Source organism: Arthrobacter sp. KNU40, from assembly GCF_051515115.1.
Taxonomy (GTDB): Bacteria; Actinomycetota; Actinomycetes; order Actinomycetales; family Micrococcaceae; genus Arthrobacter.
In genome coordinates, this window is the sequence record NZ_CP195850.1 from 1,735,073 (window position 1) to 1,747,259 (window position 12,187).

The window sequence follows — 12,187 nt, forward strand, 5'->3', positions numbered from 1 at the left end:
TGAGGCGAGCGTAGCAAGCGGTCAGAGTCGCTAATTCAAAAGTGGCCCGAGCATAAGAAACTCTTTCGCAAGTGGTTCCGACAGCCCCCGGAAGATCCAGCCCGGGGAGGGCTGGCCTGGGGGGGGCTGCCGGTAGCTTGGCGTTTGCGTGGCGAGCCCGGGCTCGAATTATCGCCCCGGACTACTGCCCGGCAGGGGTCTCGACAAGCTTGAGCGAAACGGAGTTTATGCAATACCGCTGGTCAGTAGGTGTGCCGTAGCCCTCACCCTCGAAAACGTGTCCCAAGTGTGAATCGCAGTTGGCGCAGCGGACCTCCACCCGTTCCATTCCCAAAGTACGGTCGTGGATGTACCGGACGGTGCCTTCCGCGAGTGGTGCCCAGAAGGACGGCCAGCCGCAATGGGAATCGAATTTCTCGTTGCTCGTGAAAAGCTCAGCGCCGCACGCCCGGCATTGGTAGACGCCTGCCGTATGGGTGTCCCAGTACTCACCCGTGTACGGGCGTTCCGTTCCGGCCTGGCGAAGGACCCTGAACTCCTCCGGGCTAAGTTCCTCGCGCCACTCCGCGTCCGTCTTCTCCACGCATTGCCCGTCCTTCGGGACATCCTGGTGGGGAACCCCGGCCAAGGGGTCCGCGGCTTGGAAGTATTTCCTGTTGTCTGCAGTGCTCATGTTCTGTCAACGCTCACGAGTCGCCGATAAATCCCGAGCCCGCATAGAGATGCAGCACGGGCAGCCCTAATTGGTCCTGGGCCTTGTTCGCCCAGTCCGTATGGAACGTATCGGCTATCGCGTGCGGGCGGGTGACGACGACGGCCTGCGCGGCATTGAGTGCCTTGACCTTGGACACCAAGCCGGCCACGGCACCGCCGTCGACGATTTCACCAGTCACCCCGCCACCCAGCCCATCCAGGGCCCCGAGCGACGCCGACAAGGTCTCGGCAGCCTGGGCCCGCTCTGACTGGGGATCCGGCGCCTCCGCGAGCAGATCCCGGAATGCCTTGGCTATTTCGAGCAAGGAGAGATTCTCAAGGAAGTCCACCAACAAGTGCCGCTCCGTGTTCGCGGGCACCAGCACCACCAGGGGCGAGTCGCCGCCGTCGATCAGTTTGGCAATATTGACGCGGTCGTCCGGGCCGAGAGGCTCTTCGGTAAGGATGACGATTGGTTCACTCATGGCTACAGCGTAGACCTGAGCCGCGCCTTCAGGGATGGTTTCGTGCGGCAATTCTGTTCTCGCCGCGGCGTCGACTCCCGGGAAGAAACGCCACAGAGGGCGCTGTTCGGAACACCGCCCCGCAACCGGGAGAATGGTCACATGGCATCCATGACCCGAGCTGCGCCAACCGTTGAGAACGGCGCAAAAATGTCCGCCCGCGCCAAATGGACCGTTGCGGGGATCGTTGCAGGAAGCAGCATTGCCGGCTTGCTGGGCGCAGGGTCTTCGGCGCTCGCCGCCTATTTCGCCAGGCGCGTCATTACCCCCTCGGCGCGCGAGGCCGACCAGGAGGTATTGGCGGTGGTGCGCCGTGACGACGGGCTCCAGGTCATCCTCGCGGCTACCCCGGACACCACCATCGACGGAGTATTCAGCCTCTTCTTCGCGGGCGGGACAGGAGCCGCGCGGATCGGAAGGATCGTGTCCTATTCGCCCGCAGAGCGGACGGTGCAGCGCGAAGTCGAGGAAGTCTACAGCGGGGATCTGGCCACAGCCCGGCGCGGATGGTGGAGCGGTGCCGTCTACGACTCCCCGGCGGCGCTTGGCCTGGATTCGCAGGAAATACAGATCGACGTCGAGGGTGGCCAGGCGCCTGCCTGGCTGGTTCCGTCAGCCGCAGGGAAACCCGCGAAAGTGTGGGCCATCATGGTCCACGGCCGTGGTGCCACCCGCCTCGAAGGCTTGCGCGCAGTGCGCGTCGCGCACGATCTCGGACTCGACAGCCTGCTGGTTTCCTACCGGAACGACGGCCTGGCCCCCTCTGCCCCGGATGGGCGTTACGGCCTGGGCTCCACGGAATGGCACGACGTCGACGCCGCCATTGAGTACGCACTCGCCCACGGCGCCCACGAAGTGGTCTTGTTCGGATGGTCCATGGGCGGGGCGATCTGCCTGCAGACGGCCGATCTTTCGCACAACAGGCACGTGATCAGGGCCATGGTCCTGGACGCGCCGGTGATCAACTGGGTCAATGTCCTGGCACACCACGCACAGATCAACAGGATCCCTTACGCCGTGGGCCGTTACGGGCAGTTGATGTTGGGGCACCCGTTGGGCCGGCGCCTCACCGGCCTGGCCGCACCCGTCGACTTGAAGGCGATGGACTGGGATGCCCGGGCCGTCGAACTGCGGACCCCGACGCTGGTGCTCCACAGCGTGGATGATGAGTACGTCCCCTACGAACCCTCGGCCAGCCTCGCCGAAAAGAATCCGGACATGGTCACCTTTGAGCCTTTCGAGGGTGCGCGCCACACGAAAGAGTGGAACGTGGATCCCCGGAAATGGGAACGGCTGGTCCGCTCATGGCTCGCTCCGCACCTCACGCCCCGTGGCGGGCCGGTGTCGGATTGAGAACGGGCCGGACGCGGCTTGAGAGTACCTGCGCTGCTCCCCGGGTTTCCTAGGGGTTGCCGATCGGGGCAGTCCGGGCGCCGGTCAGCCGGATAAGGTCTGCGGGATCCAGCTCAATGTCCAGGCCGCGGCGTCCACCGGAAACCAGGACCGTACCAAAGGCCAATGCCGATTCGTCGAGCACAGTGGGCGATGGCTGGCGTTGGCCCAGCGGGGAAATCCCGCCCAGGACATAGCCGGTGCGTCGCTCGGCCGTTTTGGGATCGGCCATGGTGGCCTTCTTGGATCCGAGAGCCGCTGCGATTGCCTTGAGGTCGAGGGTGCCACTTACCGGGACGATGCCCACCGCGAGCTTGCCTTCAATGTCCACCATCAAGGTCTTGAAGACCCTGCCGGGATCGATACCCAGGACCTCGGCGGCCTCAAGTCCGTAGCTCGCTGCCGAAGGATCATGCGCATAGGGGTGCAGGGTGAAAGGAACGCCGGCCGCAGCCAGTACGGCTGTGGCCGGCGTTCCCTGTGAAGCCTGTTTCTTGGCCATTCGCTGGGTATCCCGGATCAGGACAACAAGCGGTCCGCCGCAGCGACTTTGCGTTTGATCCGACCCAACATGGCCGTCATGCCGCGCATGCGCAGCGGAGTGATTGCCCGGGTGAGGCCCAACAGTTCCGGCATGTCATCCGGAACGGCCAGGATCTCCGCGGCCGTCAGCCCGTCCAGGCCTTCGTGCAAAACGCCCGCAAAGCCGCGCGTCGTGGGTGCTTCCGGCGGTGCCTTGAAGAACAAACGGTACGCGACGCCGTCGGGCTTCTTTTCCTGCTCAATGGTCAGGAACAGCGGCGACTGGCACTCCACCACCTGCTCCAGGAGTTCAGGGTGGTCCAGCAGCCGTTCCGGCAAGGCCGGGAGCCCGCGCGAGAAATCAAGCAACAGCTGAAGGCGGTCGGGCTCTGTCAATGCCTGGAAGTCATCGACAATTTCCGCCAGTGCGGAGGGCAAAGTATTAGTACTCATCACTTCCAGCTTACGCAAAGTCCGGGCCGGTCTGGCCCCGTTGCTTCACAATGGCCTAGCCAATTTGGCAGACCGATCGGGCAAGGCACGGGGATTCCGGACTACTTTCCGGCGAGTGCGGGCACGGAACCCCGCTCAGCGCCCTTGACGATCGGGACGCGCACGGCATTGCCCCACTCCGTCCAGGAACCGTCGTAGTTGCGGACCGTTTCGAAACCAAGCAGGTATTTCAGGGCGAACCAGGTGTGGCTGGAACGCTCGCCGATACGGCAGTAGGCCACGACGTCGTCGCCTTCCGTGAGGCCGGCTTCCCCGAGATAGAGGGCCTCAAGTTCGGTCCGGTTACGGTACGTGCCATCTTCGGCAGCCGCGCGTGCCCACGGGATGGAAGCTGCGGTGGGGATGTGGCCCCCGCGCAGGGCGCCCTCTTCGGGGTAAGCCGGCATGTGGGTGCGCTGGCCGGTGTATTCCTCGGGGGAGCGGACGTCGATCAGCGGCTTGCCGAAATGCGCCAGCACGTCATCCTTGAAGGCACGGATCGGGGCGTCGTTCCGTTCGATCACGGGGTAGTCGCCCGGGGCGGGCTGGGGGACGTCAGTGGTGACTTCGCGGCCCTCGGCGATCCACTTGTCCCGGCCGCCGTCCAGGAGCCGGACGTCTTCGTGGCCGAAGAGCGTGAAAACCCAGAGGGCGTAAGCGGCCCACCAGTTGGATTTGTCGCCGTAGATCACCACGGTGGTGTCCCGCGAGATGCCCTTGGCGGCTGCCAGGGCTGCGAACGCTTCACCGTCGACGTAATCGCGGGTGACTTCATCGTTCAGGTCCGTGTGCCAGTCGATCTTGACTGCGCCCGGAATGTGGCCGGTCTCGTACAGGAGGACGTCTTCGTCGGATTCGACAACAACCAGTTTGCCGTCGCCGAGCGCACCGCCTTCAAGGGCTGCGGCAAGCCACTCGGTGGACACCAGACGTTCGGGGTGGGCGTACGCGGCGAACTTCTCGTTCTGTTCAACGGGGTAGGACATTGGTATGGCCTTTCACTGACACTTTCACTGACACCGGGCGGCGCCGGGCGATAAGACGTGCCCGGGCATTAATCCCACAGTATCGAGGGCCGGGGACTAAAGCTCCTCCCCGTTCATATGGTGAAATATGGCCTTCATCACGTGTCCGCCCGGGGCGTGGCATTGCCGGTATTCTTGCTGGGGACTTACGACACGAAGAACGGACCGCATTGGTACAGATCGAACAGCTCGCCGCGCGCACGCCGGCGGTCTCAGCGGATGAGATTCTCAAGGGTTTCTACCCTTCGCCACGGTTCGGAGAGGTGTCCTTCAAGAGCTACCGGCCTGACCCGAACCAGCCCAGCCAAGCGGCAGCGGTCAAGTCCCTGGAAGCGTTTGGGGCGACAGTGGGGGCCGGCGACGGAGACGGCCTGTTCAAGCGCCTTTTCAGCAAGAAGGTCAACAGCAAGGCCGGGATCTACCTCGACGGCGGATTCGGCGTCGGAAAGACCCACCTGCTGGCTTCACTGTGGCACTCGGCTCCGGGACCGAAAGCCTTCGGGACGTTCGTGGAGTACACCAACCTGGTGGGCGCCCTGTCCTTCCGGAAGACCGTGGAGGCTTTGAGCAGCTACAAGCTTGTCTGCATCGACGAATTTGAGCTCGACGATCCGGGCGACACGGTGCTCATGTCCCGCCTCATGCGTGAATTGTCCGACGCCGGCGTGAAGCTTGCTGCCACGTCCAACACCCTGCCTGGTTCACTGGGGGACGGCCGCTTTGCGGCCGTCGACTTCCAGCGGGAGATCCAGGTCCTTGCGGACCAGTTCGACGTAGTCAGGATCGACGGAGAAGACTTCCGGCACCGCGGCTTGCCCGCCGCTCCGGCACCGTTGAAGACCGAAGACCTCAAGAGGCAGATGCATGCCGAGTTCGATGGTCAGACCGTGGCCATGGACGATTTCCGCGGCCTGATCGACCACCTTGCCGGTGTGCACCCCAGCCGGTATCGCAAGCTGATCGCAGGAATCGACGCCGTTGTTTGGCGCGACGTCGAAACCATCACGGAGCAGGCCGTTGCCCTTCGCTTCGTGGTGCTCGCCGACCGTTTGTACGACAAGGACGTCCCGATCCTTGCCAGCGGCGTGCCCTTCGACAAGCTCTTCACCGAGGAAATGATGACCGGCGGGTACATGAAGAAGTACTTCCGCGCCGTGTCCCGTCTGACCGCCCTGGCGCGCGAGGGCCAGAACCACGAGCCTTCTTAGCAGGCCCCACGGCAGGCCCCACCCTACTTCTGGGGTTCCCTCGTCTTGAGGACCGAACGCACCAGGATTCCGGCAGCAAGTGCCCAGAACGCGGCGCCGATCCCTGCGAAGCTGAGGCCCGAGGCTGCGATCAGGAACGTCACGGAGGCTCCGATGCGTTCTTCGGCAATAGCCAGGGCCGAGGCGATGGCAGAGGCCAGGGTGCCCAGCAGCGCCAAGCCCGCGACGGCTTCCAGGAGACCTGGCGGTGCCGCCGCCACGACGGCCACCAGCGCGGCAGAGAAGGCTGCCAACACGAGGTAGGCCAGGCCTGACGTGAAGGCTGCGATCCAGCGCCGGCCCCTGTCCTCACCTGCTTCTTCTCCTGCAGCCAGCGCAGCGCTCAACGCGGCGAGGTTGATCGCATGTCCGCCAAAGGGAGCCCCCAGCGCAGTCCCTGCCCCTGTCACCAGCATCGACTGGCGCCACGGGACGGTGTAGCCGAAAGACTTCAGCACTGCCACCCCCGGAATGTTCTGCGATGCCATGGTCACAATGAACAAGGGCAACGCGATGCCGGCCACCGTGCTGAGCGTGAAAGCGGGCGTGGTCCAATGCAATTCAGGCAACAGCCGGTTCGTGGGGATGCTTACGCCGTTGACCACGATGTAGATTCCGATGACTGCGAGAGCCACCAACAGCGCGGCAGGTACGGACCAGCGGGGCGCCAGCTTCATCATGACCAGCCAGCAGAGGATCACGGGAGCCACCAATAGGGGAGCGGTGCCCAACGCTTTGAACGGGGCGAGGCAGAGGGACAGAAGCACTCCGGCCAGCATCGCCTGGGCGAGGGCCGTGGGAATCTTCGCCATCAGCTTTCCAAGGGCCGGGATGAGCCCCGTCAGGGCGATCAGCACACCAGCGATGAGGAAGGCGCCGACGGCGGCCGGCCACCCGCCGTCGGGCACTCCGGTTCCTGCGAGCAAAGCCGCACCGGGCGTCGACCATGCAAGCGTGACAGGCAAGCGCGACCGCCAGGAAAGCCAGAGAACGCCGAGCCCGAAGGTGAGGGTGAGGGCCAGGAGCCCGCTGGCGGCCTGTTCCTGGGTGGCACCGACCGCCCGGAGGCCTGCGAGTACCACCGCGAAGGATGAAGTGAAGCCGACCAGCGCGGTCACGATTCCAGCCACAAGCGGACGGGAGAGCTGCCGGGAAGCGGAGGCTGGACGTGACTGGCCGGTGTGGAGGGATGACGCTGGCATAGTCCATCACGTTACCGGAGCCGTGGCCCGCCCGCCGAGGCGACCACGGTTAAACGCCAAGGGCACCGGCGGCGCCTCGCGGCGGGACCGGTGCCCCGTTGACGTAACTGTATTCGGGAGCTCTGGCCGGTTGGACCGGCTACGGAGCCTCATTGGCGGAGGGAGCTGTCCAGGCCGTAGCCCTTACAGCAAACCGTCGAGGTTGCCCACGAACTCGGAAGCGGCTCTCTGAACCGCATCTAGTCGTCGATAAAATCGGCGGCCTATTCGATGCCGTCCTTGATGGCTTCTTCCTTGCCACCAACGAGGTCCTGAACTTTGCCCTTCAGATCGTCAAATAATCCCACGGGCACCTCCCTTCAATCACGGAGCCAGTTCGCTCCTCCGTTTTCGATCCTAACCCGAGACCTTGGAGGTGCCAAGGAAAAATTTGACTGGGATGTCAATCGAATTCTCAAGGGGGTCACAGCTGCTTGTCGGGAGAAAGCTCATGGTGGCGCGGACTGTCCGGATTCATAAGCGAATGCTTGCGGCCGTAGCCGAAGTAGATGACCAGTCCAATGGCCAGCCACACGACAAAGCGAAGCCAGGTTTCCCAATGCAACTGGGTCATGAGGAAGGCCGATGCCAGCATGCCGAACGCGGGAACCAGCGGCATGAATGGCAGCCGGAAGGTACGCGGCGCGTCCGGCTTCTTGTACCGGAAGATGATGACCGAGAGGCAGACGACGACGAACGCGGCCAGGATGCCGATGTTGGTCAGGTCCGCAACGGCCTTGATGGGGAACACGCCCGCCAGGAAAGCTGACGTAATGCCCGCGATCCAGGTGACGCGCTGCGGAGTGCCATGGCGGTCCGTCTTGGCAAACCAGCCCGGTAGCAGACCGTCGCGGCTCATGGAGAACCAGACACGGGTAACGCCGAGCAGGAAGGTCAACATCACGGTGAGGATCGACAGGACCGCGAACACCGAGATGATCGTGGCGATGACGGGCAGGCCTACCGAGCTGAAGGCGGAGGCGAAACCGGCCGTCGGGTTGATGTCCTTGTAGTTCTGCATGCCGGTGAGCACCAGGGTTGCCGCGACGTAGAGGAGCATGGCGATGACAAGGGAGAGCACGATTGCCTTGGGCATGTGCTTTTTGCCGTCCTTGGCTTCCTCGGCCGCGGTGCTCATGGCGTCGTAGCCGAACACCGCGAAGAACACAGTGGCCGAACCAGCCACCACCGGGCCGAAGCCGCTGGGCATGAACGGATTGTAGTTGTTCGTGTTGATGTAGAAGATGCCCAAACCGATGATGAACAGGATCAGGACCACCTTGATGGCCACCGCCACGAGTTCGAAGCGGCCGAAGGCTTTGGTTCCACGCGACAGGATCCAGGTGACCAGCAGGCAGACCAGGATGGCCGGCAGGTTGATGATGCCGCCATGTCCTTCGTCCGCCGTCGAGGTCATCCACGCCGGCATGTGGACGCCGATCCCGGAAAGGAACGCGTCGAAGTAGCCGGAAATGCCGATCGCGACGACGGCGACGATTGCGATGTACTCCAGCAGGAGGTCCCAGCCGATGAACCAGCCGATGACCTCGCCAAGGGCAACGTAGCCGTAGGTATAGGCGGATCCGGCGCGGGGGATCATGCCGGCGAATTCGGCGTAGGAAAGTGCCGCGGCCGCTGAGGCAAGGCCCGCGACCAGGAACGAGATCAGCACTGCGGGGCCGACACCAGGGGTGTCCGCGCTTCCATGCGCCACGAGCCCGGCCAGGGAGAAGATCCCGACGCCGATGATGCCGCCGACGCCGATGGCTGTCAGTTGCCAGAGGCCCAGGCTTTTGAAGAGCCCGCTGTGCTTGCTTTCCTCCTCGATGTCGTCAATGGGTTTCTTCCTCATGATCGAACGAACGACTGTTTGTTGATTCACCGTGCTCCTGCGTGTGGGCGTGGACGAATTGGGACTGAAGAAAGTATGCGATACGAATCACATTGGATAAAGTGATTTTTGCTGAGTGGTATTGATCGGTTTTGCTGATCTTTCGAGTAAGTGGCATAGGTGGTGGGCGTCTGCGGGCACAAAAAAAGCAGCTCCGGCGGAGCTGCTTGGGCGGTGTCACTGCTTTTGGCCAGTGGCGCTGGCCAGACGTCGAGGAAATGGAGCGGACGACGAGATTCGAACTCGCGACATCCACCTTGGCAAGGTGGTGCTCTACCAGCTGAGCTACGTCCGCACATGACGATCATCCGGCAAGGCCGGACTTTCATCAACAAGCAAGTTGCCTTGCCTTGGTGGGCGATACTGGGATCGAACCAGTGACCTCTTCCGTGTCAGGGAAGCGCGCTACCGCTGCGCCAATCGCCCGGATCGGCATAAGCCGGCCGGCCCGTTGCCGGGACCTTAAAATACGAGAGCGGACGACGAGATTCGAACTCGCGACATCCACCTTGGCAAGGTGGTGCTCTACCAGCTGAGCTACGTCCGCACATGATGGAATCCGGCGAGGCCGGACTCTCATCAACAAGCAAGTTGCCTTGCCTTGGTGGGCGATACTGGGATCGAACCAGTGACCTCTTCCGTGTCAGGGAAGCGCGCTACCGCTGCGCCAATCGCCCAAATGCAATCCGGCCAAGACCGGAAACCAAGGTTTTCACCGAGGTGGGTACGGGATTCGAACCCGTGTATACGGCTTTGCAGGCCGCTGCCTCGCCTCTCGGCCAACCCACCGTGTAAGCACTATTCCTGGGGTTCCAAGAAATCAATGCCGTGACAGTGTCCTGCGAGCGGACGACGAGATTCGAACTCGCGACATCCACCTTGGCAAGGTGGTGCTCTACCAGCTGAGCTACGTCCGCATAGTCTTCTTCGGCGGCCTGCCCGCAGGGGGCATTCCGTCGCTTTCCGACGAGTAAAAACTCTATAGGAGGTTCCGGGAAACTCCAAATCGATGTGTCCGAATCGTAGGCAATGGGCTTAAGTTCCTTGAATTGGCGCGGATTTTGCGAGTTACACCAGTGTGATTCGTAGGCCTTTTCCTTGTTGTTGCCTCGTCGGTCGAGCCGATACTTTCCGGATTTTTGAATTCCGGCCGGGGTCGGCTAGTCTTCTTGTGCACGGGCGATTGGCGCAGTGGTAGCGCGCTTCGTTCACACCGAAGAGGTCACTGGTTCGAACCCAGTATCGCCCACCAGTAGAAAACCCCGTCTGACCTGCAGGCATGCAGGTCAGACGGGGTTTTCTGCTTCTCCAACGTCGCCTGGCGTACCGCAAACGTACCGCAGATCGTTGCAACGAAAGCTGCACGGTTCGACTGGCCAGCGGGTGGGATGGAGCCGCGAGCTCGCGTCCTATAGATGCTCTACCGGTGAGGCCGGCATCAGCGAGCGGGGAAATTTGGATGTCCGAGGATCGGGCATGATCCCGACTTCCCTTGGGCGCGGCCATGGTGTTCAAACGCGTGGAATGTGGCGCCATTGCCATTGCCGATGCCGCAGGACGCTCTGAAGTAGCCGTAGGTTTACGTCGCTGAAAGCTCGAGAGCCTGCGCACTCCCGAGCGCGCCCACGACTACACACGTACAGCCCCTCACCGTCCCCTGGCCAGGGGCTGTTTTTCGTCGTCCAAGCGGGGGACCATAAGCATGCTTGCTATTTTTACCCGCTCACGCCTATGCTGTGTCCCGGTCCTAGACCGGACCTTTGCCGGGATGCAGCCTCTGTAACAAGGGGTAGCCGGCACAAGAGCAGCCCCTCACCGCCCAGACGGTGAGGGGCTGTTTTGTGTTCAACGAGGTTTGCCCGGACGTGCTCCGGCTAGTTGACCATCCGGCTATGGGCGCCGAGACTTATGAAATGACGATGGAGGACGAGCAACTTGCTCTTGAAACAGTTGTTGCCCGACTCGCCTCACGATATCCTGCCGCGTCACGCGAACAGGTTGAGCACATTGTTCGCAAAGAACACGAAGCCCTGGTTGGCCCCATCCGCGACTACATTCCAATCCTCGTGGAACACCGAGCCAAAGGCCGCCTTCGGGACTCACCGAACCACGAAGGCGATCAGCGCGAAACGGAAGCAACCGGCCTTCCGGCTCACAATCCGGCATAGAAGGCATCAACGCACTCTTGGGTCGATTGTCCGGTGCCGCACCTTGGATGCTTCCACCCACACCTCTTTGCGGCCCGCGTAGTAATCCATCGGCCAAGGTACGGACACCAGCACATGCACCCTAGTCCACCCGTACGCGAAGGCTGGCACCTCGTGGCTTTGCTCGTTGTTGTAATCGAGCATTACGAAGACGGGCCGGGGCTCTTTGGCCGTAGTCGCGCCTTCCACGGCCGCCGGATCCACTTCGGGCACAACCGGTATGGGCCTATGCGCGTGCGGTGGCTGCCAGAACTTCTTTTCCTCCACAGCTCGAGTCTGCCACCGTGGGCAGACAACCGGCGGCCGTCCAGTGGACCTGGCCGTCGAGCGCGAGGAAGTACGGGGCCTGATCGCTCAGGACTGAACGGCCGAGGTTCGCGCTTTGCGGACCGCCAGTTATCGGTTAGTTAGCGCCAGATCACTTGGATGCCGCTGTACGGTGTCCACGTGATGGATCCGTGTTCAAAGTCCTGCTTGATCACGTTGCCCAACCAGGCGCCAGATTCATCGCTTGTGGGGTAGCCGAGGCGACCCCATGCCCAGCCGAGGCCTTCGTAGGTGGACTTGATGGCGCCCTGGACGTAGTGCGCCCCGGTGGCGGGGCTCCAGAAGTACACACCTTTTTGGAACCACTGGTAGCAACCATTGTTGGGGGCGGTGCATTGCTCGTCTCCGGTGGGGTAGCCGATGCCGCCGTAGTATCCGGTCCGGAGCCAACCCCAGCCGATGGCCCCGTGGACCATGGAGGCGCCTGTGGCTGGGGACCAGACGATCTGGCCATTGTCGAAGTACTGGACGCAGCCGCCGTCGGTGTAGCCGTAGTCGCACATCTCTTCGAGGTGTGGGTATCCAAGAGTGCCCCACGCCCAGCCGAGCTGGGCATACTTGCCTCGATAGCGCCGTGGACCAAGCTCCCTGTAAACCAGCCGGGGGGCTGTGCTTTCCACATGATT

The 12,187-nt window shown here is 62.8% G+C and carries 12 protein-coding genes and 7 tRNA genes; 4 read left to right on the forward strand and 15 right to left on the reverse strand.

What is annotated here, in order from left to right; genetic code table 11:
• Positions 1-181: 181 nt before the first annotated feature.
• Positions 182-673, reverse strand: coding sequence for a peptide-methionine (R)-S-oxide reductase MsrB (gene msrB / locus ACSKT0_RS08105; protein WP_437773269.1), 492 nt, complete (start codon positions 671-673; stop codon positions 182-184).
• Positions 674-686: 13 nt separating this feature from the next.
• Positions 687-1,178 (reverse strand): hypothetical protein, encoded by a 492-nt coding sequence (locus tag ACSKT0_RS08110; protein ID WP_236817103.1) that lies wholly within the window; start codon positions 1,176-1,178, stop codon positions 687-689.
• 150 nt (positions 1,179-1,328) lie between these two features.
• Between ACSKT0_RS08110 and ACSKT0_RS08115 the strand changes: the two genes are divergently transcribed.
• Positions 1,329-2,570: an alpha/beta hydrolase family protein gene (locus ACSKT0_RS08115; protein ID WP_437773992.1), complete on the forward strand. Its 1,242-nt coding sequence runs from the start codon at positions 1,329-1,331 to the stop codon at positions 2,568-2,570.
• Between the two features lie 49 nt (positions 2,571-2,619).
• On the opposite strand, the gene ybaK is transcribed toward ACSKT0_RS08115, so the two are convergent.
• The 3 genes from ybaK to ACSKT0_RS08130 all read right to left on the reverse strand — a co-directional run bounded on the left by ybaK (position 2,620) and on the right by ACSKT0_RS08130 (position 4,609).
• The gene (ybaK, locus tag ACSKT0_RS08120) at positions 2,620-3,111 is read right to left on the reverse strand and encodes a Cys-tRNA(Pro) deacylase (protein ID WP_437773270.1); all 492 of its coding nucleotides are present in this window, start codon (positions 3,109-3,111) and stop codon (positions 2,620-2,622) included.
• A gap of 17 nt (positions 3,112-3,128) precedes the next feature.
• Positions 3,129-3,584, reverse strand: coding sequence for a SufE family protein (locus ACSKT0_RS08125; protein WP_345446647.1), 456 nt, complete (start codon positions 3,582-3,584; stop codon positions 3,129-3,131).
• Positions 3,585-3,685: 101 nt separating this feature from the next.
• On the reverse strand, positions 3,686-4,609 hold the full coding sequence (locus tag ACSKT0_RS08130) for a sulfurtransferase (protein ID WP_437773271.1): 924 nt from the start codon (positions 4,607-4,609) through the stop codon (positions 3,686-3,688).
• 209 nt (positions 4,610-4,818) lie between these two features.
• Between ACSKT0_RS08130 and zapE the strand changes: the two genes are divergently transcribed.
• Positions 4,819-5,856 (forward strand): cell division protein ZapE, encoded by a 1,038-nt coding sequence (gene zapE / locus ACSKT0_RS08135; protein ID WP_437773272.1) that lies wholly within the window; start codon positions 4,819-4,821, stop codon positions 5,854-5,856.
• Between the two features lie 23 nt (positions 5,857-5,879).
• Here the strand turns inward: zapE and ACSKT0_RS08140 are convergent, their stop codons facing one another.
• The 8 genes from ACSKT0_RS08140 to ACSKT0_RS08175 all read right to left on the reverse strand — a co-directional run bounded on the left by ACSKT0_RS08140 (position 5,880) and on the right by ACSKT0_RS08175 (position 9,944).
• Positions 5,880-7,097 (reverse strand): benzoate/H(+) symporter BenE family transporter, encoded by a 1,218-nt coding sequence (locus ACSKT0_RS08140; RefSeq protein WP_437773273.1) that lies wholly within the window; start codon positions 7,095-7,097, stop codon positions 5,880-5,882.
• A 463-nt stretch (positions 7,098-7,560) separates the two neighbouring features.
• A complete protein-coding gene (locus ACSKT0_RS08145) occupies positions 7,561-8,988 on the reverse strand; it encodes an amino acid permease (RefSeq protein ID WP_437773274.1) in 1,428 nt (475 codons plus the stop codon).
• A gap of 258 nt (positions 8,989-9,246) precedes the next feature.
• A tRNA-Gly gene (locus ACSKT0_RS08150) sits at positions 9,247-9,322 on the reverse strand.
• 56 nt (positions 9,323-9,378) lie between these two features.
• Positions 9,379-9,453, reverse strand: a tRNA-Val gene (locus tag ACSKT0_RS08155).
• Between the two features lie 48 nt (positions 9,454-9,501).
• Positions 9,502-9,574: transfer RNA gene (locus ACSKT0_RS08160), tRNA-Gly, on the reverse strand.
• Positions 9,575-9,629: 55 nt separating this feature from the next.
• Positions 9,630-9,704 (reverse strand) — tRNA-Val (locus ACSKT0_RS08165).
• A 41-nt stretch (positions 9,705-9,745) separates the two neighbouring features.
• A tRNA-Cys gene (locus tag ACSKT0_RS08170) sits at positions 9,746-9,816 on the reverse strand.
• 55 nt (positions 9,817-9,871) lie between these two features.
• Positions 9,872-9,944 (reverse strand) — tRNA-Gly (locus ACSKT0_RS08175).
• Between the two features lie 260 nt (positions 9,945-10,204).
• On the opposite strand from ACSKT0_RS08175, the gene ACSKT0_RS08180 reads away from it, so the two are divergent.
• Positions 10,205-10,279: transfer RNA gene (locus ACSKT0_RS08180), tRNA-Val, on the forward strand.
• A gap of 661 nt (positions 10,280-10,940) precedes the next feature.
• Positions 10,941-11,195 carry a three-helix bundle dimerization domain-containing protein gene (locus ACSKT0_RS08185; protein WP_437773275.1) on the forward strand — a complete coding sequence of 85 codons (255 nt, stop codon included), beginning with the start codon at positions 10,941-10,943 and terminating at the stop codon, positions 11,193-11,195.
• Positions 11,196-11,201: 6 nt separating this feature from the next.
• Here ACSKT0_RS08185 and ACSKT0_RS08190 read toward each other — a convergent pair whose 3' ends face one another.
• Together ACSKT0_RS08190 and ACSKT0_RS08195 are read right to left on the reverse strand one after the other, a co-directional pair.
• Positions 11,202-11,501 carry a hypothetical protein gene (locus ACSKT0_RS08190; RefSeq protein ID WP_437773276.1) on the reverse strand — a complete coding sequence of 100 codons (300 nt, stop codon included), beginning with the start codon at positions 11,499-11,501 and terminating at the stop codon, positions 11,202-11,204.
• A gap of 140 nt (positions 11,502-11,641) precedes the next feature.
• Positions 11,642-12,181, reverse strand: coding sequence for an LGFP repeat-containing protein (locus ACSKT0_RS08195; protein WP_437773277.1), 540 nt, complete (start codon positions 12,179-12,181; stop codon positions 11,642-11,644).
• Between the last annotated feature and the right edge of the window lie 6 nt (positions 12,182-12,187).